Genomic DNA, 25,005 nt, shown 5'->3' with positions numbered 1-25,005 from the left:
ATATCGGGAAACCGAGGGTATAAAGGTCAAGAGTTATGGCCGCGATTGCTAAGTGGATTCCTGCAGGAGTTGCTACTGGTATCTACAACAGTCTGGATTATATTAAAAAATCTGCTGAAGCTATGTCAAAAGCAGCTATCCCGAACTTCCAACAAACAGTAAAAGCCACAACAAATATGATGGATAGTGCTAAGAAGATTATTGCATCCAAGACAAGTGAAATTGAAAAAGAAATCAAGACAGTTGAAGCAGAGTACGCAAAGAAAAAAGCAGAGGCCACTAAGAAGTCGAACAATAAGATAGCTGAGATCAACGCTAAAGCTAGTGACAAAAAGAAAAAGCTAACAGCTGCTCAACAACGCCAAATCTTGAAATTGCATGATGATGAAAAATCAGCGTTAGAAAAGATTGAGAAAGAAAAAGCTAAGAAAATTGATGCTATTCGTTCCAAATCTGCAAAAGAACAGTACGACAAATTAAAAGAGTATGCAGAACATCAGGTAGGGTTAGAGAAGTGGTCTACAAAAGAACAAGCTGCTTATTGGCAGTATGCGACTAGCTTGTTTAAAGAAGGTACAGAGGAACGTATCAAAGCACAGATCGAGTACAACAAATCGATGGCCGAGTTAACGACAGAACAATTCAACAAAGAAAAGGATTACGTTGAACGTCGTAAGAAGTACAACTTAATGTCATTGACGCAAGAGCTCGCTGCATACGAAAAGTATGTCAAAGCGTATAAAGTAGGTACAGAGGAACGTATCTACTATGAGGACAAAATAGCAGAGACAAAGCAGGCAATTCACGACCGACTGATTGCATTAAACGAAGAATACATTGGCAAGATTAAAGATGTCCAACAGGCTGAAATAGATGGCGTAAAAGAACTTCAAAAAGCTTACCAAGATGCTGAAGATGCACGTACTAAAGAGATTACTAGTGCGATCAGTATCTTTGATGAATTTGAGCGTAAAACAGATGTGTTTGGTTCCAAACTTATTGAAAATTTACGTGGTCAAGTAGATGCAATGCGTGATTGGGCAACTGATCTTCAAATGTTAGCCTCTAAAGGTATTGATAAAGGCTTACTCGCTGAGTTACAAGCTCTTGGTCCTAATGCACAAGCAGAGATTTCTGCATTAAATAAACTTTCCACAGGTGAACTAAATGAGTACGAAAATCTTTGGAAAGAAAAAACGCAGATTGCTAGACAACAAGCTCAGTTTGAATTAACTGGTCAACGAAAAGACATGACAGATCAAATCGAAAAGTTACAAACAGAAACGAAATCTAAGCTAACGCAATACCAAAACGAATGGGTTGAACAAGTCAAGCAAATTCGTGAAGGTACAAAAAACGAGTTTAATCCTATGATTAGTAGCATGAAAGAGATTGGTATCAATGCTATTGAAGGCTTACGTAATGGACTAGCTAGTCAAGTGCCTGCTTTACAAGCTCAAGCTAATGAGATAGCAAATACAATCGATAAAACGATTCGTAAAGCGTTACAAATAAAATCGCCATCAAGGGTCCTCGAAAAATCAGGAGTATTTTCTGGACAGGGCATTATTCAAGGCCTAGCAAGCACAAAAGGTATGTTAGAAAACACTGTTAGAAGCCTAACGGATATAATGCAGACTGATATTTCAGCAGCATCTATCGGGCTGTCTACAGCTCTAAACGGTGGTATGGATTCGCATTTATTAAACAGCTACGAATTAACTTCAAGTCAAGATCAAATTGGAGTCTTAAAACAGATTGCTGCATTAATTAGCAAACTGGATTTTGTTGTGGAATTAGATGGTGACGTGATTAGTGAATATGTTGATAGAAACCAAAGTAACAGGGTTTCATCTAGACGAACAACTATAGGTAAAGGGGTGTAGTCAATGGACACATTAATCGAATACAGTACAGGGGCTACACTTTCCCTTGTACAAGAGGGCTATATCACACAAGACATGTTAATTAGACCGATTGACCAGAAAGCATCTAGTGTTGATGTAGAGGGACGACCAGGGGTAGTACGAGAATCAGTCAATCATGGTTCAAGGGTAATCATCTTGTCTGTTATGTATATAGCAACTGACGAACTAGATTTTGCTCTAAGACGCGACAAATTGTTTTCAATTTTTAGCGACTTGGAGCCTTTTTATATCTACGAAGGACGGCCAACCTATAAGACTAGTACTTATGAGTTCGAATTGCCAGGGCAAATATGGGGCGAGAATTCACAACTACCAACCAATATCGAGATATTAAAAGGTAAACGATACAAAGTGATTCGCACAAACATGAATGAAGTAGAACAAAGAGGGTTGCTAGGGAAGGTTGATGTTGAGTTCGAGACATATCAACTACCTTATGCTGAGTCCTCTGGTACCACTCTAGATGCGCGTACCTTTGATAAAGAGGTATGGCAAACAGGGCAGGGGTTAATTGCAGTGGATCCAACAACGTTAAAATATGTATTCCAAAACGAAACGTCTTTTCGAGTTTACAATGCTGGTGATGTGCAACTAAAAACTAACTTACGAGACATGCTTTTTGAAATAGAGTTTCGGGGTGCTAGTACCAATCTAAATATCAGAAATACCACGAACGGTACACAATGGCAATACAACGGTTCTAGTGGTGCTAATGATGTTATTAAACTTGAAACACCTACTAGATTTACTAAAAACGGTAGCAGTATTTTCAAAGATACAAACCGTAAAGTCTTGGTATTGAATCCTGGCTGGAACACCATTCAAATTAGTGGTGCAACTCAGTTTCTAATATCGTTTAAATTCAAATTTTATTACAAGTGAGGAGGGCTACAATGGCGCGTATGCGTGAAATCGGTGCTTCCTTTGATAAAGGATACCGTGACGATTTAAACTATAATTTCGGGCTGTTAGAAGCCTTAATCGGTGAAGCCAATGGTTTGACTGATGCTTTACGTCAAGAAATGCTGAATTATATTAATAATTTACAACAACAAATCGATATGCTGACTGGTGAAAACATTGGGGAATTACTAGACCGCCTAAATGATTCCATTCAACAAGCATTAACAGCTGCACAAGATGCTAGAACAGCTAAAACAGCAACGGAAGAAGCTACAGCGTTAGCTACAACAGCCACAGAATTAGCGAATGCTAGTGCTTTGCTTGCTGAAGAAAAAGCTAATTACGCTAACGAAAAAGCTGTACTCGCTCAAGAAGCAGCCAATAACGCCAATTTAGAAGCGTCCAATTTATCTCAATTAAAGGTTAATGTTGTACAAGCTACTCAAGATGCAAATACAGCAACAGGTAACGCAAATCAAGCGACGCAAGCAGCGCAAACAGCTACTGATGCAATTAATGTAGTTTTGCCGAATGTAGAAGGGTTAGTAAATTTAAAAGAATGGAACACCGAAACCCAGTATAAAAAGAACAACTTTGTTACTTTAGAAGGTAACGGCTATATGGCTTTACGTGACAATAAAGGTGTAAAGCCACCGTCATTCCCTGTACTATCGAATGCTGATTGGGCGATGTTTGTTCAAAAAGGAGAGAAAGGTGAACAAGGTACAGGGGTAAGGATTTTAGGAACACTGCCAGATGAGAATGCTTTACCACCACTTGGGGAACCAGGGGATGCCTACTTAATTAACGGTGATTTATATGTGTGGTCAGATACTACAAATGACTGGACAAATGTTGGTACGATTAAAGGTCCGAAAGGTGATACAGGACCTCAAGGCCCACAAGGTGAGCAAGGCCCTCCTGGACAGGATGCTGATCTCACAGAAGTGAATCAAGAAATAGCAAATTTACAGCAAACTGTAACAAACAATCAGCAAGTAGTTACTGAACATTTGGATCATGAGATATTGTCTGAGGATGGTGTGCATGGTATTCGTTACGTTGATGAAAAATTAGAGATTAAAAATGGTGCAGATTGGTCAGAAATTCAGTCAGGTAAACCTAATGCTAATGGCACTGTTAAAATCAACGATAATCATGCCATTAGGTATTTTAATTTGGATTTATGGGGGAATGATGTGAATGTAGAATACCTCCGTTTACTATTCCCTAACATAACACTTAGTGGAAGCATCAAGCTTCGTGTAGCTAATAAATATGTCCCATCTGTTGCGGGTGGTGGAGTTGCTGAAATATTGTATTCTGTACACAGACCTAAAGATGAATCTGTTAATGGTACGATGGATTTTTTAGCAATGCATTCGCAACATGCTTTATTCTTTAAATATCAAACTATTGCCATTAAAAATAGTCAACCTTACCTAACAATTATTAAACGTTCAAGAAATATCCCTATTTACTATGAGGTTGAATTTATCACAAAAGACGGTAACGCCTTCGACATTTTAGATGCTGCAGTTCTTGAGTTGGACTCTACCGCAACAATACCTGATAACACCCCTGCACAACAGTCGATTTTTACACATGTAGGTAATAGTAAAGACGGATTGTCAGTCGCTATTACTGGTAAGGGTGTTCCGACTGACAAAGATGCACCATTTAGTACGATGATTGCTAACATTGATGCTATTCCTGCCAAGCTAACAATGACAGGTACGAAATTATCACCATCAAATACGTATAGCTTTAAGTTTGCTAAAGGTACAAACACTATATATCAACCTTATATATCCATCGAAGGTATTCCGTTTGAACCCAAAATCATACGTGCTTCTTCAATGACGTTAACTGGAAATGGAGAAGAATACTCGTCACTGTATATAGGTGAGGATGAAGGTTTAGGAGTTAACTTATCTAGACATGTAAGTGGGTTCTTTGGAGGGGCGACTGCGACTGGACAGTCGACATACTTGATGGTAGCTAGTGTAACGAGTTTGAACGGTAAGTGGACAGTTATTATGCCAGTTCCAATAGCGTCTAGGAATTATAAATATACCATTGTTGGTTAGATAAGAAAGGTGGTATTAAAATGAACTTCTCAAGAGGAAACAGAGTTTTCTTTGATTCTACAGGTAAAATTCTATGGCAAACAGGAGAGATATGGGAATCTCCGATACTTGTGCAACATGAAGAAATAGAAGGAGAAATTCGATACGTGGACTTAGAAGTCAATTCTTATGATTCGTTGAAACATTACATTGCTTCAATTAATCCTCAAACAAAAGAACCTATATTTGAGTATTATCCTGAACCTGAACCAACAGAAGAACAAAAGCAAATTACTCAATTACAAGAAGATATTCTTTTATTACAAACCGATGCAAAAGAAGGAGGTATTTTATAATGATTAATCAAATTGTTGTACGTATTGCAGCAGAGCGTATTATGTCGGGTGGTCTAAATCCAAAGACAAATGCTGTTTATGTCCTTGATGACATAACAAATGAAGATTACCGTGTTGCTGTTGAGGATTACATTTTAACAGCTACAGAAGGTGTTTAAGTGTAGTTGGTATTAGTGTATATTTTATTTTTAGTGTCATTTTAAGAGGCAATAATTTTCTTTTGTTGAATTTAATAGTTAAAGGAGATGAAATATAGTTATGGGATCAGATTTGCTAAATGTAACATCTTATGCAAGAATGAATGCGAATAAGTCTTGCTTAATTAAAAGATATAAATCATTATTAAAGGCTGTTGAGAAAAATGATATAGAAAAAGTTTATAGAAGTACTAGCGAACTTTTATATTGGATAATTAACACCAACGATCTATTATTTGCAAAGTTTAAAAAAGAATATAAAGAAAAAATAAAAGAACAAAAAAATAACATCGAGGAAATATTATTAGGTTTGAGATTTGCATTCAATGCAAATAAACATAATATGAATATTTTTAGTTTATCTTATGAAAATATCAGGAAATTTGGAACATTAACTTTCAATGAGTGGTTGTGGGCTGATTTTTCTCTTTACAATCCTAATCCTAAACAGAAGAAATTTTATGATGCATATATTAAGTCAATTCAAGGAGATTTGATTATAGGAACTCTTAATATTGCAAAAAATTTTCTGATTGAACAAATTAATAATTTACAAAAATAAATTCAACGTAAGCGCTACTCACACCGAGTAGCGTATTTTTATTGTGAAAGAAGGTGATGCGATGCTATCAATCACTAACTATGAAGGAACCTTAACAGAGGCTTTAGTATGCAGAGACAAGCCGGTCGTGAGGAAAAACATCGATGGCGTTTTTGAACTAACCTTAGATGCAAGCGAACATGATAACCCTCATTCCTTTCATTTGATCACAGAAGAAGGGGTTATTGAAGCTGTTGGTTTTCAATTTCGGATTAAACAGCTACAACGAAAATCAAGAGGAAATGTAAAATCTGTAAAGGCTCAACATATCTTCTTTGATAACATTTGGCGCAGGCAAGAAGGTACCAACGGAGGACATAAAACCTTAAATGAATTTGCTACTTTTGCATTGCGTAATACAAACTGGACCTTCACAAGTGATTTTAACGAGGATGGCTATATAGAGGCTTTTGGCAATGGCAATATCGTTAAATTGGTGAATCAAATATGTGAGGCATTTGAGTGTGAGTACGAGATTACTTCAAACAGTAACATCCATTTCAGCAAGATGCTTGGTCCTGACAATGATTTTGTATACCAATATGGGGACAACATCATTGAGTTATCGAAATCAGTAAATACTGATAACCTAAGGACGCGCATTAGTGCCAAGGGTAAAGACAATCTTATCATCAGATACACGTCACCACAGGCTGCTAAATGGGGTATTCGAGACGCTGATGATATAAGTGATGAACGGTTTTCAGATTCAGAGAATTTAATGGATAAGGCTCGAAAATCATTGAAAGATCAGCCGGAATTATCGATCGAGTTGAATTCCGTTGAACTTTTGGATAAACAGCTCGGGGAGCGTATCTGGCTAATCTATGAGCCTTGGGATTATGAAATGCAGACTCGTATTTTAGAGGTCACTCAAGTTATTGATGAAGAAACAGATGAATTCAAGACAGTGGCCGTAGTTATCGGGAATGCACTACCTCAAACATTATCAGATGAATTAACTGAAACACAAGAGATCTTGAAAGAGTCCATTAAGGAATATCGGTCATCCTTTACGCAAACAGACTCGAATATTCGTTTAGAAGTTGAACGTATCAACCATAGTATTGCAGCTATTGATATTAAAGCTGATAACATTAATTTAAGCGTGAACAACCGTATTACTAACGAGGTGGCTCAACTCAACATCCGAGCTGATAGCATAACAGCAGAGGTTACAAGGGTAGAACGTAAAGCTGATAGCACTCAAACACAAGTGTCTTCTTTATCTATTGAGGTTGGGCAGATATCAACCCGTGTATCGAGTGTAGACAATCGACTGGGGACTGCTGAAAGTTCGATCATTCAACAAGCTGGTCAAATCATTAGTAAGGTTTCTCAAACAGATTACAACGGTAATACAATAGCATCGTTGATTAACCAAACATCAACGTCAGTCACTATTCAGGCTTCAAAAATCAATTTAGTTGGTGCTGTCAGTGTTCTTTCTGATATAAGTGGTAACTTAGGGACGATTTATGCCGGAAGGATAGAAGGTGCCACAATTGACATTAGCACTGATGCTACAGTAGGGAATAATTTATATCTAGGAAAATATGGTGGTGGTTCTAAATCGGTTGTATTCGGTTCAGGTTCCGTTATCCAGTACACAGGTAGTTACCTCGAATTATCATCATCAAACGTCAGACTGAATGGCACTAACAATGAAATGAATGGTCAGAATACGATTTACGGTTCCCTACATGTACCACAAACAACATCAGTGTCAGGGCTAGCTCGTGCTAATTCATCAGGTATAGGTATCTCGTATTCGAATAAAAGGTTATATGTGCAAGTCAACGGCACGACCCAAGGGTATGTCGATTTAATATAATTCAAATTTAAAGGAGATTGGTATAATGGATTATCAAGTACAACTAAACAACGGCCAAGCAATTAACTTAACGAATGCTGAGTTTGATACATCTGCGTTTACAGCAACACTCAATGACCAGAAGATTAACTTTGTGAATATTGGTGGGGCTATCATTAATAAACACATTATAATTAGTGTGTTGCCAGTATCAGCTACACAAACAGAAACGCAAGCATAGGCTTATCGTTATTTTTATTATATGAAACTTTTTCCATTCCCTTTCGTATGAGATATTAATAATGAAAGGATTGGTGATAGACTATGAAAACAAATATCGGTGGTTTGGTTGGGAATATGAATGGTGGTAAAATAGTAAACTCTCATGCTGAAGGGACAATTTTTATTAACGGTTCTGCTACTAATGTTGGAGGTTTAGTAGGAAGTATGGATGATGGAGAAATAGAGAATTCAACCGCTAATATGAGAATCATCTCAACTGAAGTTAATGTTTTCAGCGAATTAAGAATAGCTTTGGAACAGCTTGAGAAATCAGATGTGAAGCAAAATTTAATACAATTAGTAAATGATATGGAAAAATCTGTAGGTAAAACTACTTTTACTGAAAAGTATAAAAATTTTATGTCAAACGCTGCAGATCATATTACTGTGGCAACACCGATTGTAACTAAATTAGCAGAATTTTTAATGTAAAATAAGTATAAATAAAGATCTCACAATGTTACCTAGCAAAGAAGGAAATAACTAACTTTTGCCGAAATTAATAAAGGGCGAAAGGAGTGGTAGAATGTCTACAACATATTCAAACACATCACGCAGTGGATTACCATACACTGATGAGGAAATAGCATTTCTAGATAATTTATCAAAATCAATATCAGATCGTGAAGAAATGGAGCAAATATCTCCATATATTGCTGCTGGATTTCAAAGAACAATTGGTGGAATTCAAAAACAAATTGAATTAAGAAAAGAATGGTATTTCAGATAACTTGATGAAGCACTCTCGACTGAGGGTGCTTTTTATTATGCGCTGTAAGAACAATCGAGAGGGCAACGGTACATGTTACTGAATCTCGATGCTTCTCATGGCTTTTATTTACACAAAAAGGGCAAGGTTAGGTGATTGAATGGATATTGTATCAGCAGTAACAGCAGCAAGTCATATAGCAAACTCACAGGTTGTGTGGTCAATCTTGTGTATTTGCTTAGTCGTTTATGTATTTTGGAATTCCAATAAGCGCGAAGAACGACTACTTAAAAATTTAGAGACGTTAACAGAAGCACAAGGTGAACAAGCTAATGCGATGAGAGAAATTAGTAAAAGCTTAACGTCACTTGAAGGCCGTATGGACCGTATGGAAAAACACATCTTTTAGGAGGAACTTACATGAAAATCAACTGGAAAGTACGTTTAAAACACAAACCATTCTTAGTGGCAGCATTTGCTTTACTATTACTGTTAGTGCAACAAATCGGTGCGCTATTCGGTTACGACACAACAATTTATAATGAGCGAGTTACAGAGTTATTTAACACTGTGCTCGCTTTTTTAGTGCTAATTGGCGTGGTTGTTGATCCGACTACAGAAGGTACGAGTGATAGCGAACAAGCTTTAAAATATGAAAAACCAAAGGATGATAAATGATGGTTTATACTTTCAAACAAACCTTTCTACCTGCAAGCAAATATTCAATCAAAGCGCCATACTCAATGGTGCCTCAATATATCACAGTACACAACACAGCGAATGACGCACCAGCTGCTAACGAAATTGCTTATATGATAAATAATAACATTCAGGTATCTTATCATGTTGCTGTAGATGATAAAGAGGTTATTCAAGCAATTCCTTTTAACCGTAACGCTTGGCATTGTGGTGATGGGGGAGGTAGTACAGATCCTAACTTACACAAGAAGGGTAACCGTATATCTATCGGGGTAGAAATTTGCTACAGCAAAAGTGGTGGTGTTCGATACGGAGTAGCTGAGGAAAATGCTGTTCAGTACATTGCTAAATTATTGAAACAATATGGCTGGGGCATTGAGAGAGTGAAGAAACATCAGGACTGGAACGGTAAATACTGTCCTCACCGAATATTGGCAGAAGATCGTTGGAATAGCTTTTTGAAACGCATAGAGGAAGCTATGAAACCAAAAGAATCACAAAAACCAACAGAAAAGGATGATGATACAATGATATTTACAAACCCAACAACTAAAGCAGCAGTACGTGATTACATTAAACAGGCTGTAGATAAAGGGAAGATAAATAAATCATGGCTTGATAAATTTGATGCTGGTACATTAACTGGTGGAGATTTTGAAGGATTGAAAATTATTATTTCACAAAGATAATTTAAAATGTGGTTATTAACTTTTAGCACGTTTAATAATTCAGGTTGGAGAAAGAGAAGTTAAAACTTAGTCCGATAAGTTTAATTTGTTATTGGGCTAAGTTTAGTAATTATCATTAAAACTCATAAGCCTTAAATCCTATCTTGCCTTTTGGTATAAATGTGAGATAATAACATAAAAATGTAAGGATGTGGATGTTTTGTCTAATGAAATTACTAGAGATGTTGTATTTGAAAAATTATTTACATCATTTAGTTATGGTAATTTAGGTATGTTTATAGGAGCTGGTTTCTCTAAAGCTGTAATTGATGACGGAGTTTATAGTGCAATGGGATGGTTTGAATTAATACAAAAAGTAAGTAACTCTTTTGGCTTAGATTTCCCAAGTAATGATAAATTAGTTGGGGTATCTCTTCCAGAACTTGCAACAAAAATGTGTAAAGATTTATCTCTTAGAAATGGTATAAGTTATAAAGATGCGAAGTTTTTATTCAAACAAGAGATTTGTAAATTGTCGACTTGGCTTCCTCAAGAGGCAAAAATAAAATCATTTAGGGAAATATTTGATATATTAAATCCTGCTTGGATAATTACTACTAATTATGATTTAGTAATTGAATCAATTCTCACAGGAAAATGTAAAAGTTTGAATCCATTGAATTATTTATCAGCACCTAAAGGAATAACGCCGATATATCACCTTCATGGTACCCGAATTGATCCTGAATCAATTATTATTACTCAAGATGACTACATACCTTTATTTAGGCCGAACGAATATAGACAGTCAAAGTTAGCTATGACAATTCGCGAATCAACAACTCTTGTTTTAGGATACAGTTTAGGTGATATGAATGTATTATCTTCGCTAGATTGGTCGAAAAATATTTACAATGTCGAAGATGAATTTCCTTATGAAATAATTCAAGTTCTTTGGACTAGTTCTCCAAAAGATGAACCATATTATGATGTAAATGAAAATATTGTAATCGAAACTAACGATATTGAAGCTTTTTTGAATGAATTGTGTTCAAAAATTATAGAAAAGCAATATGAACATGATATTCAGATGAAAAAATTAGAAAGAATCATAAGATTATTAGAAACGAATAATGCTGATTTAAAACAAAGGTTTGTAACTCAACAAGGTTTTAGAGTATCCTTACTTAAGGTATTATCAGATTTTGAATATCACATGATATCTCCATATATTCAATTTTTATCTGAATGTATTGGTGAAATTTGGAATAAATCCTCTCGGAATGGTGCTTTTGAAATGTATGATAAATATCTTAATATTATTTTAGATATCATTATTCATTATGACTTCAAAAGGATGCCCCCTAGATTATTCCAAATAGTTGCGGAATCTTTAGATAAAGTTTTGGGATATGTAAGTGACACTAGATCCCTTGTAATAGGAGAAGCTTGGGAGGCAACAAAAACTTGGCATGATAATTATTCACAAATACCTATGGAAATGGTTCATGAATTATTATCATTCGCAAAGCACAGTGGCTTAGGTACATTAAATCGGAAGTTAAAACCTTTAATCAGTTAAACAGTCAAATTTTGTGATTAAGTTTGAAGGCTAAGAATTAGCATTGCATTTCAGTATGTGAAAATTGCTACTTTTTTTGCGTACGAATCCGTTATGCTAGGAGTTATAAAAGTTGAAAGATTATTAAAATAATCATTCAAACAAATAAACCAGGTGCTCAATTAGAAGTGAGTACCTGGGTTTTTTTGGTTTAACTTAAATATTAATTATTTTTTATTAGGCATAGATAACAGTATACCTATAGAACTTTCCGTAGTTGTAAGCTTAATTTCAGCATCATCTTTTGTATATACCCTTAATGTGTCCCCGTCTTCAAATGTTTCACTGTCGACCTCTTTCCAGCCTTTTAACATAATTAAAAGCTTATAGTCAAACGGAATCCCATTCGTCACTTTTGGCCAATCCAAATATAGCGAGTTAGATATATTTGATTCAATATCTATAAGCTCATCTTCCCCAATTACTTCAGCATTTTTAGGTACTGGAAACCCGTTTACTATGACTCCTTCTTCATATTTTGAATCTAGCAAAAAGTAAGATATTCCTATAAGTGCTACTAGTACAATTGCAATTACTGCCACTATTTTTTTTATTTCACCCACTCCCTTTCAATACCATTTTAGGAAAAATGAGATGTTTTGTATATAGAATAAAAGTTGATAATCGAATATTGGAAGGGATTTAACTTAATATGTAGAAATATCTGTAAAAAGGGGTGTGGATTATGAATTACGATATAATAGTACCAGTAAAATTTTTATTCAAACGCAAGCCTGACAATCTACCAATTATAGGTTTATCAAGCTTGCATTTAACACACGAAGAACACGAAGCACTAACAGACGATGTTGCTCTAAATCTTTTACGAGCACAGGGTTACAACGTAATCAGAATGGTCCATAGAGATGAGAATATTATAGCTGTCAATTTCAAAGAAAGTTTTTAAAGGTTATCATACGATAGCCTTTTTTATTTCCAGAAATTTTATCTTGTCAAAATACAAACATCTGTTCTATTATGTATACAAACAAGTGTTCTTGTATAAATTATAAATGGGGAACATTTCACGTATTAGGAGGAAACATTGATGAGAGAACAACTTGTTAAAGCTATGCAGCGTAATCAATTAGTAAACATGATGTATGTATCTAAAAATGGGTCTGTAACAAAAAGGCGAGTAAAAATTATTAAAATCGTTGGTGATTCATTTCAGGCATTCTGTTTTATGAGACAAACAAAGCGTACATTTTTAATCAGAAATATACTCGCTGTTACTCCTGTTATTCGAAAAGAGCGTGATGTTGTATGAACTACGAGAATATGCCGAATCGACCAATCATTTGTATCGATATGAAAAGCTTCTATGCCAGCTGTATCGCCATGTTAGAGGGGTTGGATATACTAAAGGACCCAATTGCAGTTGTCGGCAATTTTAGTCAACCAGGTAGTGTGGTGTTGGCTGCATCTCCAGTCATGAAAGAACGATTTAAAATTAAGACAGGGAATCGTCGTTATGAAATTCCTAAACATCCTGATATAAAATTGTTTGAGCCAAAGATGAGCTTCTTTCTTCAAATGTCTATGACCATCACAAAACTTATCGCTAATTATGTACCTGTGGATGCTATACATGTTTATAGTGTGGACGAAAGCTTCGTTGATCTGACTGGCACTGAAAAATTGTGGGGTTCAGCAGAGGAAACCGCAAAAGAAATCCAGCGAGCGATACTTGATCAATTTAATGTGCCAAGTGCTGTAGGCATGGGACCAAATATGCTAATGGCTAAATTAGCCTTAGACATGGATGCTAAAAAAACAGGCTTCGCTAAATGGACTTATGAGGATGTACCAACAAAATTGTGGCCTGTACGACCACTATCTGAAATGTGGGGTATTGGCAAGCAGATGGAGGCTAACCTTAATAAACTGGGCATTCAAACGGTTGGTGGATTGGCAAATGCTGATTTAGATGAATTAGAAAAACAGTTTGGTGTTATGGGCAATCAATTGTATCACCATGCATGGGGCATTGACCTATCTAAACTAGGTGAACCTTTAGTCAAGAATCCATCACTAAGCTTTGGTAAAGGTCAAATGTTGATGAGAGATTATCACACACGAAAAGAAATATCAGTAGTACTCCTTGAAATGTGCGAGGATGTGATGAAACGAGCACGGGATGCAGGCTTTGTTGGCCGCACCATTAGCTTAGGTCTATCGTATAGCCGCAATGCTATGACGAAAGGATTTCATCGTTCTAAAACAATAAGGGTGCCTACTAATGAAACACTTGAAATGTATAAAGTCTGTATTGAATTACTCGATGAACATTTTGCAGGGGAGCCAGCCCGACAGCTTTCTGTCCGTATTTCCAATTTAGATCGCGAGCACAGTATCCAATTAGATTTGTTTGATGAACGAAAGCCACAAAGGCAGCTGATTGGCCCTACCATGGACGCCATTAGAAATAAATTTGGATCAACTGCAATATTACGTGCTGTGTCATTTACCGGAGCAGGGACAGCTATAAACCGTGATCGTTTAGTTGGTGGGCATTTAGCATAGGAGTGATTGGATGATAAAAGACCGTGGAAACATTAAATGGGCATCCATGATGATGCCTGAACATTTGGATGGACTTAGGGAATACAAAAAAGGCTTCACAGAGCAGCCGAGAGAACTAGCTGAATGGGAACTAGAAGAAATACAACAAACAATTGATCAAGCGTTTAGTCAGCATCTAGACATTAAATTAGAAGCGTGGCAGGACAACAAAATCATACAATGGACTGGAACTATCAAAACAATTAATTTTAATACTAATGAACTCATACTTGATACACTACTTAAAACAAAACGAATTCCAATTCAAAACATACAGTCAGCTCAATTAGAAGCTGATTATTATGATTAAACCTGACCAACGCCAGCTTTTACACAAATATTTACTGATAGAACTAGCAATTAAATCATTGCAGATTGATTATCAAAAAACGGAACAATTTAAAATGAAAGTTGTATTTCTTCCCCTTATGGATGCCCTTTTAAAAGAGTTGCGCCAAGAATATTTTGATCTCAAAAGGGAACTTGCGCAACAAAAGATACGAATTATGGGATGGACTAATGTAGATGAATATTTCAGCGATGTACAAATAGCAACTGCTGGAAATGATGTCATGCTTAGATATGCCAACCAAGCACTAAAGACTCAAGTAGAAAAATTATTGATTAATCATATTAATGACAAAATGAAATTGTAATTGCCATCAATCTATCTTGAAAATACAAGTACAGAATCTATACGAATCACATCCTTTAAAGGATTTAATTTTGATAAAGTACCTGAAGAAATATACTAAAAACCAGGCGCTCGAATGAGTACCTGGTTTTTTTACTTGAAATTATTTATCACAAGCTAATCCATCACCATCTCTATCGAGTCTTGATGAATAACCAGGTTCACCTCTTCTAATGTTCGAGTAACCTGCTGCTTTAGCTTCTTTGCAATTTCTGAAGTTTAAATTTTGTTGAGGTGTGGCTGTTGTAGTAGTTTGTTGAGCAGCTTCTTGTTTTTGTGCTTCTTCAAGCTTTTTTTGCTCTTCTTGTTGCTTTATCTCTTCTTGTTTTTTACGTTCATCTTCTTGTTCTTCTAATTTTCTTTGTTCTTCCAACTTCTTTTGTTCTTCAATTTTTTGCTCGTAATCTTTAATTTTCTGATCAATATCCTTTTCTCTTACTTTTAAATCATTTTCTAATTTAATCAGTTTACTTTCTTTTTCTTCTAACTCCTGTTCCTTCTTAAGTAACTCTTCTTCTTTTGCCCTGTTTGTTCCACCAAAACATGAAGATAGTAATACAATAATGACAAAAAATAAAGTAATAATGACACGTAGTTGTTTAGTAAAATGACCGTACTTCCACATTAAAAATAAACCTAATGGAAAGAAGATGATTAAAAAGAAAATAGTCCAAAACCTACTATGCATTACAAGATTCCTCCTGCGTAATTATGTATAAATAAAAATCTTTTAATACTATTATACCAATTTGTAACCAAATATGTATAATTATTTTGAAGGAGGGAGATTTATGAAAAAAGTATTATTATCATTTTTAACTTTTATTCTAGTAATTGCTTTGGCGCTACCAATCAATACAGAAGCTGCTCAAAAAAGCACAGATAATAGTTCGCCAATCACAACAGAATATATCATTAATCAATTTAAAACTGATGGATTAGAAGTAGGTGCTGTTTCAGATTTACCTAATAAGGAATTTGGAAATGGTCGCAAAGAAGGTAAACGAATATTAATTCCTTCGCTTGGTGAGGATGCTGGTGGAAGGTTGTTTATTTTTAAGGACACTAAAAGTCTAACACAAGCTAAAGGATACTACGATGGATTAAGTGATATGGGTCCGTTATTCTATTCACACACACATCAAAATGGATTAATTTTATTACAAATGAATGGCGATATGAGCGATGTTGACTTTAAAAAGTACGCTGATTCAATCGATGCTGTAGTGTCAGGGAAAAATGCCAATAAAACATCTCCAGAAGCACCAACTAAAAAAGGTGAATTGAAGGTTCATTTTATTGATGTAGGTCAGGGCGATTCTATACTTATTCAATCTCACGATGGAAAGAATATTTTAGTAGATGGAGGACCAAAATCAGCAGGAAAGACTGTTGTCAATTACCTAAAATTAAAAGGTGTTAAGAAGCTAGACTATGTAGTAGCAACCCATCCTGATGCTGATCATGTTGGTGGATTAATATCGGTATTAAACTCAATTTCTGTTGGTAAGTTTGTGAATAGTGGTAAATCTCATACTACAGAAACATACACTCAACTTTTAAAACTTGTAGAGCAAAAAAATATTAAGTATATAGAACCTAAAATAGGTGAAATTTTAATAGGTGATTGGACTTCTGATTTTTACTTACAATCGTTATATTCTGATGCCAAAGCAGTAGATACAAATGATGCTTCAATTGTATTAAAAACAGGATATAAAAACGTTGAATTTTTGCTAATGGCAGATGCAAGTAAAGACTTGGAAGAATTACTTACCAATTCTTTTGATTCTTTAAATGTACAGATTTTGAAAGCTGGGCATCACGGTTCTAATACAAGTACATCATCAAAATTTTTAAAAGCAGTTAAACCTGAAGTAACAATATTAAGCTATGGTAAGGATAATAGCTATGGTCATCCACATAATGAGGTTTTAACTAATCTAAAGAGCGTGGGAAGTAAAGTGTATTCAACAGCTCACGACGGTACAATCGTAATTACAACTAATGGTAAGACATATAATGTTGCTGCTGAGGAGTTCAACGTACCAGAGTCAAAACCCTCTCAGCAGAAGCCTGAAACAAAACCTACAGAACCAGTCAAAGAATCCTATAAAAACTGTACAGAATTACGAGCTGTTTATCCGGGAGGCGTAATGAGTGGTCACCCAGCTTATGAATTACAACATGATGCAGATAATGATGGATGGGCATGTGAACCAGTGGAGGATAGCTACACAGAAAAACCAACTACAACTCCTATAACAACACCAAGTGAACCTTCAAGAGAGAGTTTTAAAAATTGTACAGAACTAAGGAAAGTGTATCCTGACGGAGTTAATTCATCGCATCCAGCATACGATAAGAAACATGATCGAGATGGAGACGGTTTGGCTTGTGAGAGATAAATAAAAGAATAAATATTATAGGAATGATAGTTTAAATGAATAGTGTTTATTATTTTGTCTTGATTTTAGGAATACTTGTAGGTGTTCCAATTGGGGCCAGCTTACTAAGCTTCTTTACATCTCATTCTTTTTATAAAAAAAATATAAATAAATATGAGAATTTAATAAATAAATTAGTAAATGTTATTTTAATAATCTTGTTGTATGTCTTAAATTATTTCTTGTTATATATTATTAATGAGCATGTAATAAGTATCCATATCAACGTTAAAATATTATTTGTTTTATTACCTTTATTTTGTTTTTATTTATTTAAACAACGTTGGTACAGAAATTTTTTATTAAATATTTCATTTAAAATTATTTTAAGTTTAATGGCATTCGTAGCAATCTTTTGTTTCACTATTGCTATGTATTGTTATTGTATATCTATAATTGAAAACGATCATGTTTCTAAAGCTAGTCATTTTATATCAGTATGTGCTTTGGCAATGGCATTTGTTATTGCTTTATTGCAATTTAATCAAGCAGATGAAAATAGAAGAAAAGATAATTAGTTTTATTGTAAATTTAATGATTTCAAAATATTAATTGATATAATTTGTTATTTAATATATTAGGGAATGGAGATTTATATGGCGTTTTTTGGGGGATGTATTGATTCTACACAGTTAAAAACCGTTCTAAAGAAATTATTAGAAGGGGACTTTCTAATAGAACTTAGGCACGCTTTAAATATTGAGGATGTTAATTTACCTATTAAGATAGACGCCAATATTTTTGGTTCACCAGCGTCTTGTATTCCAAATAAAAATAAGACAAGTCTTATAAGAGTGGAATTTCTAGTTGAACCTTTAACTAAGGAAAGTGAGCGATTGTTTGGAAGAATCTTTGATCAACATCTTGTAGATATTGCTTCAGAGCTTTTTTTGAAATTTATTATTGCTCATGAATTCTACCATGTAAAACAGTTTATGAAATTAGGATATTCAATAGAGGATTATTTCAGTATAAGTGATTATTCAAAACGACCAGAGGAACATGAAGCAAATGGTTTTGCTATCGGATATTTATTAAAAGGCGCGGATGACTTTACAAAGGAAATTATAAACTGTATAACAAATCAACATTTTGATAATGATTCAGCTAGTGTTTTTTGTGATAAATACAAGGGGTATTGTGTTAATACACAATAATTGAAGACCACTTCACACCTAAAAGAGGTCTAGTTTATAGAAACAAATAAATGACTATAAAAGTAAATGACTAAAAATTGTTAATCAAATTAAAAGGAGAGAGTTAAAATTTTGTATTGGTTAAAACAAATTAAATGATATGTACTAAAATAGAAAAGATGAAAAATGTCCATCTTGTGTTGCTTTAGAGTTGAGGGTGGCTTTGACATATTTTTATTGGTTCAAATAAAGTTATTTTATATCAAGAACAAGAAAATTATTAATCAGTTAGAGCCTAGAAGATGACGAATTATTAAAATATAGAAGACAAATAATATAAAAGTATGAGAAATAGAATGATATTCTTAGAGCAAGGCCACTCTGTTATGAGTGGTCTTTTGTTATTTAAAGTAGGAGAAACAGAAAATACAGCATAGCGTAACTTTCTAAAACTAGTTGAAGAGTGTAGGAGTCTTTCTCGATTAATCTAGTAAGTAATTTGAATTAAATAGAATGTTTTTTTGTAGTTAGAATGTATTTCTTAATTAGTATTAATATGGTAACTTTGGAATGTACATATATTTTATATATAAGGAGAGATGAAATTGAAAAAGATAGCTCTTTGTTTACTTAGTTTAATTTTAGTAATAAGTGTTACCTTTATGTATCCTACTAAATCGCATGCTTTTGGTGTTGTAGGAAGTAATGCTCTTAAAGGGGCTGTGATAGGGTCTCTGGAACGTGCAGGAATTAAGTTTGAAAATCGTGAAGCTAGAGAACGAGCTTTTGATGCTTGGAACATGAAAGCTTATGAAAAATGGAAAGCAGATGAAGCTGCAGGTCGTAATCAGGATTTATGGGAGGCATTTGAAACAGCGAAAGCATCTGCCCAGACACCCACGCCACTTGATAGTGTACCAGGTTATGGAGAGGTATTAATTAATTCTACTTTTTTTGGTATGGCTGTATGGATTGGTGCTGAGATTGGTCTTGATATACAACAACACTCTTTAGATAAAACAAGGATGAAGTATTGGGCTGATGGTTTCAAGGAATATGAGGGTATTTCATATAATTCCAGTTTTGATATTCGTTTTAGTAAGGAATATGCTGATAATGGTTTTTGGAAGACCGATGTTTATGCACCTGGTCTAACTAAAGCCTTGTGGGGGAAGGAAAGTACTGACCGATGGACTTATTTAGTTAGTCCATACAAAGATGATCCAGCTAAATATTTTTACATTTCACAAATAAAACCTATTGAAGGTACAGGTCAGGTAGAAATAGTGATTGCTCAGCAGAATCGTTGGTATTCGGGAGAGATTAATGGACCTTCTGAGGATATTCGGAAAACTTCAGCAAAAAATCTACCTCCTTTAGAAAAATATGAATATGTGCCTAAACCTACAGATATACCAACTCGTAATATACCAGATATATTGCAGCCGGTTATAGAAGTGCCTGACGTTGGCGGGATACCGAGTGCAATGCCATCAATAGAGAATGTGCCTATCATTATACCACTTGATGATCCATTTAGAGATAATCCTCACAATCTATCTTATGAAACACCAAGTGAAGATCCAACCACTGGAGGGCAAGATCCGGAGGATCCTGATTCTGATGGTGAAGAGCCGACAGAACCAAATGAGACTAGCTGTGATGAGTCTAATGAAGAGATGGAAGTAGATTCAGACCAATGTGAAGGGATTCCTTACTTCGGCAAAAAATTAGAGTACATTTTTGGAAATGCAACTGGAAACAAACATAATATTGATCGATCTATTGCAATGGAAAGGCAGTTAAATAGTATTGGGGTTTTTGATGATGCATTTGGTAGAAAACTTGTTCTGGATAACTTATCAGATGCTTTCGATAACCCATCTAGTATTCTAAAAACACAAGAAAATGGAAGAATAGTGAGAGAATCATTACTTTCGGGACCTAATGGAGTATTAAAAGTTGAATCCGTATGGGATAGGGAGAAATTAATAACAGTTAAACTTTACGGAGGGAAATAATGAAAGTAATCAATGGTTATAATCTTTACGAATTTGAATCAAAATCAGAATTTGAAAAATATATCAAAGTTAATAAAATTACTCTTCTTAATAAAGATTGTGTAGATCAAAAGAAATTTTATGGAGTAAGTTCTGGTACAAGAGACTCGATTTTCATTGGTATTGTTGGTGAGCAACATGGAATTGACCCATCATTACAGGTAGTTGAAAGAGAAAATTGTGTTTTGATAAGTATTGATGTGAAAATTTATTGTGTGGGATTAGAAAATTATAAGTTGATATGGATGAAGGAATTTAATTCTCTTGTCTTTGAAATTATTAAGTTACCTGACACCTCTATTCTTATTTTATGTGAATTAGGGGTTGTATGTCTTACTTATTACGGAGAAAAACTGTGGGAGCATACAAGTGAAGTAATCACGGATTATGAAATAGAGGAGAACACACTAAAATTGTTTACGGATGAAGAGGAATACTCTCTTTTATTGAAAAATGGTAGTGTTATTTAATAGTTAATTTGTATTTAAATTGAAATATCAATAGAAATTCACGTCTGAGAAATATAGAAATTAAAGTACCAAATTATTGAAAAGTGGGTAATTAAATGAGTGAAAATCAAAACAAGAAATCAAGTACAACAGGAATCAAAGAGTTAATACGAGAAAAGCATCCAGATGCATGGCTCATTGAAAGTGTGAGTATACAAAGAGAATTAAAAGTTGATGGGTATGGTGCTTTCACCCAAGATAAACTTTTCATTTATAAACTATCTCCAGAAAAGAAATTAATTCTTATCAATACATTGGATTGGCCAGAAGGAAAAAACGGTCACGTAGATCATTTTGCAATTAAGTCACATTTTACAATTGACGGAATCAATCTAACTATCGCTAATAAAGGTAAAGATCTCCAATTATTTTTAGAAGAGCAAAAGAAAGACTCCTTTGCCCAAAAATCAAGACCATTTTATAGAAAAATTTTAGGGTTTAGATCTAAAAAAGTTTGGAAAATGGCTGTAGCATTGTTTATTTATTTACTTTTCATAATTCCGTTTGTAATGGGAATGGTAAGTGGCATTACAGATTCAACCTTTATCTCAAAAGAAGAATTGCATAAAAAAGAGCAGTTATTAGCTACAGCAGAACAAAAAGTTGAGAAACTAAGGAATCAATTAGCTGATAAAGATAAAGAGTTGGAAAATCTAGAGAAGCAACTAAACGAAAAAGAGACAGAGCTTCAAAAACAAGAGGAGTTAAAGAAACAAGAAGAATTGAAAAAACAAGAAGAGCTAAAAAGGAAAGAGGAAGAAGCTCTAAAGGAACAAGAAGCTAGGAGTCAAGAGGAACAGAAACAATATACAGCTCAAAGTACCCCACAAAAAGAATACTACAAAAATTGCACAGAATTGCGTAAAGTCTATCCAAGTGGTGTAAGTGCTACCCACCCAGCTTATGCTTCAAAACATGACCGTGACAAAGATGGCTGGGCATGCGAAAGGTAGTACTTGACAGGGAAATAAAGCACAATAATTAACTTAAAAAGCTAGGCGTAAATAAAACGCTTAGCTTTTTTTACAAACTATTCTATAAAAAATCAAAATACTCCATTGGTAAATAACTAATTACATAAACATCTTTTGAGACATTTTAGAAGAAAAACTTATAAAATTTCTATTCTTATTTTAATTACAATCCCAAATGTTACAAAGCATTTCGCCACAATAGATAAGAAAGGCTGTACGGCTTATATAAGCATGGTACAAGGTCAAGTAGAGGCGTATCGTGTAGATTATATGGCTTATCCTACCTTAGAGGATTTAGTGGCGAAGGGCTATTTAAAGGAAAATGAAACAACCTGCCCAAATAAAGAAGAAATAGTGATTACTAATGAGGGAGAGGTACGTCCAGCCAATGTCAACTTGGAAACAGGTACGGATAGCTAATGAATGTTCATAAAAACGGTGGTTTTACAATTCTTGAAATGCTGGTTGTCTTATTTCTTGTTATGAGTTTAACAGCGATTGTTAGTAAATTCTCATTGAAAATAGCAGAAACCAAGGAATTAGAACGATTTTTTACGCAATTACAACTGGATATTCAATATATTCAAACCTATAGTATGAGCCAACGACAATATATAGCCCTGAAAATGGAAGGTTCAACAAATCGTTATACTATTCAAAAAGATATTTATACTCATTTATATGAACACTCTTTTCCAAAGGGGGTTGAATTTTTGCCAGCGGAGAGTTCAATTCAAACACTTGTCTATAACTATAGCGGCAATGTGATGACAGCAGGCACCATGGCATTTAAAACACCACAGGGCAAGAAAAAAGTAATCATAACATTAGGGCGAGGGAGAGCTAGGATTGAATGAGTCAGGCTATTCTTTTATAGAAACTATTTTAGGTGTGGGTATTTTGATGCTGCTTTGTACCTCGTTAATTCCCATTACCTATACGATGAAAACAAATCTTGCTAATAAAAAAATGGAGCTAATTGCAGCTGAAACAGCATACGAAGGTTTAAAACAGTACCATGCGATTCAAGTAACAGAGGGCTCTCGGACCATTGAACAGGTTGCTTATCATTGGATAGTTGACGAACAACAAGTCTGTGTCCAATTTCAAAATTTACAAGAGTCACGCCAAAAATGTATCCAAGTGACAGGTGAAGTGCATGAATGAAAAAGGCTATACATTAATAGAAGCTATGTTTCAATTAGTCGTTTTTGTGCTTATTTCTCATTTTTTTGTCCTTATTATACTTTGGTTTGCTGAAATGAAATCAACTATGCTAATAGATGAACAAACAAAGTGGGAACTATTTGTTTCTGACTTGAACCTCTCTCTAAAAGATATTTCCACCTTTTCCATTCGTGAAGATCAAAAAAGAATAACTTTCCAAACAGCTAATACGCTCCATCATATTGATTGCTACTCGAATATTATTCGTGAGCAGGTAAAGGGTGGACATGTTCCTATGCTAATAGGAATCAATAAATGTCAATTTAGCTATTCCGAAAATAAGCTGACGGTAGCTGTTGAAATGGCTAGTGGTATTCAAAAGGAGCGAACCTTTTATGTGCCAATTATTGAAAAATGACAGAGGGGCTATTTTTTTGATCGCAATTGCATTATTATTTTTTGTAACTACTTTTGTTCTTGCGTATTATATGTCTTATGAAATGCAGTATCGAACATATGATGGGCTAGAAAAATTGAATGTTCGAGCTACGATAAATTTATTGGGACAAATTTTGTCAGACAGTGTAGAATCGTAGTTATAAGAAGGTGAATCGAATTGCGAAAAATATATTTAGTTGGTTTTATGGGTAGTGGAAAAAGTGCATTAGGAAGACGTTTAAGCTATTTATTGAAGATGCCATATTATGATATGGATCATGAGATTGTGCGTCAGCAGGGGATGACAATTCCACAGATTTTTGAAAAATACGGTGAGGCCCACTTTCGAGAAATAGAAACAGAATTTTTGAAAAATTTTAGGGACGAGGCCTGTATTATTTCGACTGGTGGTGGCGTTGCCATCAATGCTGAAAATCGAAAAATTATGAGACGCAGTGGACTGGTGTTTTTTTTAGATGCGTCGTTTGAGGATATTTATAAACGAGTTCAGCATGATCCAAATAGACCCATTGTACAGAGCTCTACAAAGGAGGAGCTAGAAAGTCTGTATCACTACAGAAGGAAGTTTTACCGTGATGCAGGTCATATTCAGGTACTGACAGAAGGTAGGACGATTCGCCAAATTCTAGAGTATTTAGTATTTCAAGTGAAAAGATTGAAAAACGAACGATGAACAGCATATATTTATTTAATGTTCGTCTTTTATTATCTTTTAAAAAATGATTGCCTTTCCAATGCATTTAATGTTAGGATATAGACAAATAAGTAACTAAATGTTCATTGAATACTAAATAGTACCAAGATTTATCTTGGGCGGATGATTGTACGGGGAGAGAGCGTGTAGACGCCACCGAAGGAGCAAGTAGCAATGGGCTATGAATCTCTCAGGTAAAAGGACTCGTACAAGACGCAACTCTGGAGAGAGCTGTAGTATAACAATAACAGCCACCAAAGGGGAAAGCCGACTGATTGGCAACGGTAAAGCTTGCGAGCCAGTCTGGTGTAACTTTCAGGTGCAAGGACAGAGAATCCCGAAAAGGGGTTCGTCTGTCTTTTTTTATGTCTATAGCCCGTTTTACTTAATTGACTGTAGGAATACAAAAAGCAGACGAACTACTACCAGTAAAAATGTAACTAACAATAAGGGG

Annotated in this window: 33 protein-coding genes and 1 riboswitch; of the genes, 31 read left to right on the top strand and 2 right to left on the bottom strand. The window is 34.7% G+C overall.

Features of this window, described 5'->3' with window-relative positions; all coding sequences use genetic code 11:
• Positions 1-35: 35 nt before the first annotated feature.
• From BFM98_RS01770 to BFM98_RS01710, 14 genes are all read left to right on the top strand, one after another.
• Positions 36-1,886 (top strand): hypothetical protein, encoded by a 1,851-nt coding sequence (locus BFM98_RS01770; protein WP_066036383.1) that lies wholly within the window; start codon positions 36-38, stop codon positions 1,884-1,886.
• Positions 1,887-1,889: 3 nt separating this feature from the next.
• Positions 1,890-2,810, top strand: a complete 921-nt coding sequence (locus BFM98_RS01765) for a phage tail domain-containing protein (protein ID WP_066036382.1) — start codon at positions 1,890-1,892, stop codon at positions 2,808-2,810.
• A gap of 11 nt (positions 2,811-2,821) precedes the next feature.
• A complete protein-coding gene (locus BFM98_RS01760; RefSeq protein WP_066036381.1) occupies positions 2,822-4,921 on the top strand; it encodes a collagen-like triple helix repeat-containing protein in 2,100 nt (699 codons plus the stop codon).
• Between the two features lie 20 nt (positions 4,922-4,941).
• Positions 4,942-5,256, top strand: coding sequence for a hypothetical protein (locus BFM98_RS01755; protein ID WP_066036380.1), 315 nt, complete (start codon positions 4,942-4,944; stop codon positions 5,254-5,256).
• Positions 5,256-5,414, top strand: a complete 159-nt coding sequence (locus tag BFM98_RS23765; RefSeq protein WP_175400694.1) for a hypothetical protein — start codon at positions 5,256-5,258, stop codon at positions 5,412-5,414. Before BFM98_RS01755 ends, BFM98_RS23765 begins: the two co-directional genes overlap by 1 nt.
• 100 nt (positions 5,415-5,514) lie before the next feature.
• Positions 5,515-6,015, top strand: a complete 501-nt coding sequence (locus BFM98_RS01750) for a hypothetical protein (protein ID WP_066036379.1) — start codon at positions 5,515-5,517, stop codon at positions 6,013-6,015.
• Positions 6,016-6,058: 43 nt separating this feature from the next.
• Positions 6,059-7,888, top strand: coding sequence for a phage tail protein (locus BFM98_RS01745; RefSeq protein ID WP_139111211.1), 1,830 nt, complete (start codon positions 6,059-6,061; stop codon positions 7,886-7,888).
• A 25-nt stretch (positions 7,889-7,913) separates the two neighbouring features.
• The gene (locus BFM98_RS01740) at positions 7,914-8,108 is read left to right on the top strand and encodes a hypothetical protein (protein WP_066036377.1); all 195 of its coding nucleotides are present in this window, start codon (positions 7,914-7,916) and stop codon (positions 8,106-8,108) included.
• A gap of 83 nt (positions 8,109-8,191) precedes the next feature.
• Positions 8,192-8,581, top strand: coding sequence for a GLUG motif-containing protein (locus tag BFM98_RS01735; protein ID WP_066036376.1), 390 nt, complete (start codon positions 8,192-8,194; stop codon positions 8,579-8,581).
• Positions 8,582-8,675: 94 nt separating this feature from the next.
• A complete protein-coding gene (locus BFM98_RS01730; RefSeq protein ID WP_066036375.1) occupies positions 8,676-8,879 on the top strand; it encodes a hypothetical protein in 204 nt (67 codons plus the stop codon).
• 139 nt (positions 8,880-9,018) lie between these two features.
• Entirely contained in the window at positions 9,019-9,267 is a 249-nt protein-coding gene (locus BFM98_RS01725; RefSeq protein ID WP_066036374.1) for a hypothetical protein, read from the top strand.
• A gap of 11 nt (positions 9,268-9,278) precedes the next feature.
• On the top strand, positions 9,279-9,536 hold the full coding sequence (locus tag BFM98_RS01720) for a phage holin (protein WP_066036373.1): 258 nt from the start codon (positions 9,279-9,281) through the stop codon (positions 9,534-9,536).
• Positions 9,536-10,246: an N-acetylmuramoyl-L-alanine amidase gene (locus tag BFM98_RS01715; RefSeq protein WP_066036372.1), complete on the top strand. Its 711-nt coding sequence runs from the start codon at positions 9,536-9,538 to the stop codon at positions 10,244-10,246. Before BFM98_RS01720 ends, BFM98_RS01715 begins: the two co-directional genes overlap by 1 nt.
• A gap of 199 nt (positions 10,247-10,445) precedes the next feature.
• Positions 10,446-11,807, top strand: coding sequence for an SIR2 family protein (locus BFM98_RS01710; protein WP_066036371.1), 1,362 nt, complete (start codon positions 10,446-10,448; stop codon positions 11,805-11,807).
• 206 nt (positions 11,808-12,013) lie between these two features.
• On the opposite strand, the gene BFM98_RS01705 is transcribed toward BFM98_RS01710, so the two are convergent.
• Complete coding sequence (locus BFM98_RS01705) at positions 12,014-12,388, bottom strand: hypothetical protein (protein WP_066036370.1); 375 nt, start codon at positions 12,386-12,388, stop codon at positions 12,014-12,016.
• Between the two features lie 143 nt (positions 12,389-12,531).
• Between BFM98_RS01705 and BFM98_RS01700 the strand changes: the two genes are divergently transcribed.
• The 5 genes from BFM98_RS01700 to BFM98_RS01680 all read left to right on the top strand — a co-directional run bounded on the left by BFM98_RS01700 (position 12,532) and on the right by BFM98_RS01680 (position 15,067).
• Entirely contained in the window at positions 12,532-12,753 is a 222-nt protein-coding gene (locus BFM98_RS01700) for a hypothetical protein (protein WP_066036369.1), read from the top strand.
• Between the two features lie 141 nt (positions 12,754-12,894).
• On the top strand, positions 12,895-13,116 hold the full coding sequence (locus BFM98_RS01695; RefSeq protein ID WP_066036368.1) for a transcriptional regulator: 222 nt from the start codon (positions 12,895-12,897) through the stop codon (positions 13,114-13,116).
• Positions 13,113-14,372, top strand: coding sequence for a Y-family DNA polymerase (locus BFM98_RS01690; protein WP_066036367.1), 1,260 nt, complete (start codon positions 13,113-13,115; stop codon positions 14,370-14,372). The genes BFM98_RS01695 and BFM98_RS01690 overlap by 4 nt, the downstream gene beginning before the upstream one ends.
• 10 nt (positions 14,373-14,382) lie before the next feature.
• Positions 14,383-14,721 carry a YolD-like family protein gene (locus BFM98_RS01685; protein ID WP_066036366.1) on the top strand — a complete coding sequence of 113 codons (339 nt, stop codon included), beginning with the start codon at positions 14,383-14,385 and terminating at the stop codon, positions 14,719-14,721.
• Positions 14,714-15,067, top strand: a complete 354-nt coding sequence (locus tag BFM98_RS01680) for a YhjD family protein (RefSeq protein WP_066036365.1) — start codon at positions 14,714-14,716, stop codon at positions 15,065-15,067. The genes BFM98_RS01685 and BFM98_RS01680 overlap by 8 nt, the downstream gene beginning before the upstream one ends.
• Positions 15,068-15,208: 141 nt before the next feature.
• Here BFM98_RS01680 and BFM98_RS01675 read toward each other — a convergent pair whose 3' ends face one another.
• On the bottom strand, positions 15,209-15,793 hold the full coding sequence (locus BFM98_RS01675; protein WP_066036364.1) for an excalibur calcium-binding domain-containing protein: 585 nt from the start codon (positions 15,791-15,793) through the stop codon (positions 15,209-15,211).
• 103 nt (positions 15,794-15,896) lie between these two features.
• Here BFM98_RS01675 and BFM98_RS24500 point away from each other — a divergent pair, with 103 nt between their 5' ends.
• The 12 genes from BFM98_RS24500 (at position 15,897) to BFM98_RS01615 (ending at position 24,530) form a co-directional block, all read left to right on the top strand.
• Positions 15,897-17,513: an excalibur calcium-binding domain-containing protein gene (locus tag BFM98_RS24500; RefSeq protein WP_066036363.1), complete on the top strand. Its 1,617-nt coding sequence runs from the start codon at positions 15,897-15,899 to the stop codon at positions 17,511-17,513.
• 35 nt (positions 17,514-17,548) lie between these two features.
• Entirely contained in the window at positions 17,549-18,070 is a 522-nt protein-coding gene (locus BFM98_RS01665; RefSeq protein WP_066036362.1) for a hypothetical protein, read from the top strand.
• Between the two features lie 78 nt (positions 18,071-18,148).
• Complete coding sequence (locus BFM98_RS01660; RefSeq protein ID WP_066036361.1) at positions 18,149-18,709, top strand: hypothetical protein; 561 nt, start codon at positions 18,149-18,151, stop codon at positions 18,707-18,709.
• A 584-nt stretch (positions 18,710-19,293) separates the two neighbouring features.
• Positions 19,294-20,709, top strand: coding sequence for a hypothetical protein (locus BFM98_RS01655; protein WP_066036360.1), 1,416 nt, complete (start codon positions 19,294-19,296; stop codon positions 20,707-20,709).
• Positions 20,709-21,218 (top strand): hypothetical protein, encoded by a 510-nt coding sequence (locus BFM98_RS01650; protein ID WP_066036359.1) that lies wholly within the window; start codon positions 20,709-20,711, stop codon positions 21,216-21,218. Before BFM98_RS01655 ends, BFM98_RS01650 begins: the two co-directional genes overlap by 1 nt.
• Positions 21,219-21,313: 95 nt before the next feature.
• The gene (locus tag BFM98_RS01645) at positions 21,314-22,210 is read left to right on the top strand and encodes an excalibur calcium-binding domain-containing protein (protein WP_066036358.1); all 897 of its coding nucleotides are present in this window, start codon (positions 21,314-21,316) and stop codon (positions 22,208-22,210) included.
• 135 nt (positions 22,211-22,345) lie between these two features.
• Positions 22,346-22,651: a competence type IV pilus major pilin ComGC gene (locus BFM98_RS01640; protein ID WP_066036357.1), complete on the top strand. Its 306-nt coding sequence runs from the start codon at positions 22,346-22,348 to the stop codon at positions 22,649-22,651.
• On the top strand, positions 22,651-23,088 hold the full coding sequence (gene comGD / locus BFM98_RS01635; RefSeq protein ID WP_066036356.1) for a competence type IV pilus minor pilin ComGD: 438 nt from the start codon (positions 22,651-22,653) through the stop codon (positions 23,086-23,088). The genes BFM98_RS01640 and comGD overlap by 1 nt, the downstream gene beginning before the upstream one ends.
• Entirely contained in the window at positions 23,081-23,398 is a 318-nt protein-coding gene (locus BFM98_RS01630) for a hypothetical protein (protein WP_054549142.1), read from the top strand. Before comGD ends, BFM98_RS01630 begins: the two co-directional genes overlap by 8 nt.
• Positions 23,391-23,816, top strand: a complete 426-nt coding sequence (gene comGF, locus BFM98_RS01625) for a competence type IV pilus minor pilin ComGF (protein ID WP_048392263.1) — start codon at positions 23,391-23,393, stop codon at positions 23,814-23,816. Before BFM98_RS01630 ends, comGF begins: the two co-directional genes overlap by 8 nt.
• 16 nt (positions 23,817-23,832) lie before the next feature.
• Entirely contained in the window at positions 23,833-23,994 is a 162-nt protein-coding gene (locus BFM98_RS01620; RefSeq protein ID WP_225340350.1) for a hypothetical protein, read from the top strand.
• A 20-nt stretch (positions 23,995-24,014) separates the two neighbouring features.
• Positions 24,015-24,530, top strand: coding sequence for a shikimate kinase (locus BFM98_RS01615; protein WP_004231053.1), 516 nt, complete (start codon positions 24,015-24,017; stop codon positions 24,528-24,530).
• 144 nt (positions 24,531-24,674) lie between these two features.
• Positions 24,675-24,767, top strand: a riboswitch (glycine riboswitch).
• The last annotated feature ends 238 nt before the right edge of the window (positions 24,768-25,005 follow it).

Source organism: Lysinibacillus sp. AR18-8 (genome assembly GCF_001705465.1).
Lineage (GTDB): Bacteria > Bacillota > Bacilli > Bacillales_A > Planococcaceae > Lysinibacillus > Lysinibacillus capsici.
The sequence above is the reverse complement of the archived record's forward strand: the minus strand, read 5'-3'. Positions and strand labels throughout refer to the sequence as shown.

Excerpts from the sequence above, each read along its gene's own strand:
- BFM98_RS01770 (WP_066036383.1), top strand. The coding sequence starts at position 36 with ATGGCCGCGATTGCTAAGTGGATTCCTGCAGGAGTTGCTACTGGTATC.
- BFM98_RS01765 (WP_066036382.1), top strand. The coding sequence starts at position 1,890 with ATGGACACATTAATCGAATACAGTACAGGGGCTACACTTTCCCTTGTA.
- BFM98_RS01760 (WP_066036381.1), top strand. The coding sequence starts at position 2,822 with ATGGCGCGTATGCGTGAAATCGGTGCTTCCTTTGATAAAGGATACCGT.
- BFM98_RS01755 (WP_066036380.1), top strand. The coding sequence starts at position 4,942 with ATGAACTTCTCAAGAGGAAACAGAGTTTTCTTTGATTCTACAGGTAAA.
- BFM98_RS23765 (WP_175400694.1), top strand. The coding sequence starts at position 5,256 with ATGATTAATCAAATTGTTGTACGTATTGCAGCAGAGCGTATTATGTCG.
- BFM98_RS01750 (WP_066036379.1), top strand. The coding sequence starts at position 5,515 with ATGGGATCAGATTTGCTAAATGTAACATCTTATGCAAGAATGAATGCG.
- BFM98_RS01740 (WP_066036377.1), top strand. The coding sequence starts at position 7,914 with ATGGATTATCAAGTACAACTAAACAACGGCCAAGCAATTAACTTAACG.
- BFM98_RS01735 (WP_066036376.1), top strand. The coding sequence starts at position 8,192 with ATGAAAACAAATATCGGTGGTTTGGTTGGGAATATGAATGGTGGTAAA.
- BFM98_RS01730 (WP_066036375.1), top strand. The coding sequence starts at position 8,676 with ATGTCTACAACATATTCAAACACATCACGCAGTGGATTACCATACACT.
- BFM98_RS01725 (WP_066036374.1), top strand. The coding sequence starts at position 9,019 with ATGGATATTGTATCAGCAGTAACAGCAGCAAGTCATATAGCAAACTCA.
- BFM98_RS01720 (WP_066036373.1), top strand. The coding sequence starts at position 9,279 with ATGAAAATCAACTGGAAAGTACGTTTAAAACACAAACCATTCTTAGTG.
- BFM98_RS01715 (WP_066036372.1), top strand. The coding sequence starts at position 9,536 with ATGGTTTATACTTTCAAACAAACCTTTCTACCTGCAAGCAAATATTCA.
- BFM98_RS01700 (WP_066036369.1), top strand. The coding sequence starts at position 12,532 with ATGAATTACGATATAATAGTACCAGTAAAATTTTTATTCAAACGCAAG.
- BFM98_RS01695 (WP_066036368.1), top strand. The coding sequence starts at position 12,895 with ATGAGAGAACAACTTGTTAAAGCTATGCAGCGTAATCAATTAGTAAAC.
- BFM98_RS01690 (WP_066036367.1), top strand. The coding sequence starts at position 13,113 with ATGAACTACGAGAATATGCCGAATCGACCAATCATTTGTATCGATATG.
- BFM98_RS01685 (WP_066036366.1), top strand. The coding sequence starts at position 14,383 with ATGATAAAAGACCGTGGAAACATTAAATGGGCATCCATGATGATGCCT.
- BFM98_RS01680 (WP_066036365.1), top strand. The coding sequence starts at position 14,714 with ATGATTAAACCTGACCAACGCCAGCTTTTACACAAATATTTACTGATA.
- BFM98_RS01675 (WP_066036364.1), bottom strand. The coding sequence starts at position 15,793 with ATGCATAGTAGGTTTTGGACTATTTTCTTTTTAATCATCTTCTTTCCA.
- BFM98_RS24500 (WP_066036363.1), top strand. The coding sequence starts at position 15,897 with ATGAAAAAAGTATTATTATCATTTTTAACTTTTATTCTAGTAATTGCT.
- BFM98_RS01665 (WP_066036362.1), top strand. The coding sequence starts at position 17,549 with ATGAATAGTGTTTATTATTTTGTCTTGATTTTAGGAATACTTGTAGGT.
- BFM98_RS01660 (WP_066036361.1), top strand. The coding sequence starts at position 18,149 with ATGGCGTTTTTTGGGGGATGTATTGATTCTACACAGTTAAAAACCGTT.
- BFM98_RS01650 (WP_066036359.1), top strand. The coding sequence starts at position 20,709 with ATGAAAGTAATCAATGGTTATAATCTTTACGAATTTGAATCAAAATCA.
- BFM98_RS01645 (WP_066036358.1), top strand. The coding sequence starts at position 21,314 with ATGAGTGAAAATCAAAACAAGAAATCAAGTACAACAGGAATCAAAGAG.
- comGD (WP_066036356.1), top strand. The coding sequence starts at position 22,651 with ATGAATGTTCATAAAAACGGTGGTTTTACAATTCTTGAAATGCTGGTT.
- comGF (WP_048392263.1), top strand. The coding sequence starts at position 23,391 with ATGAATGAAAAAGGCTATACATTAATAGAAGCTATGTTTCAATTAGTC.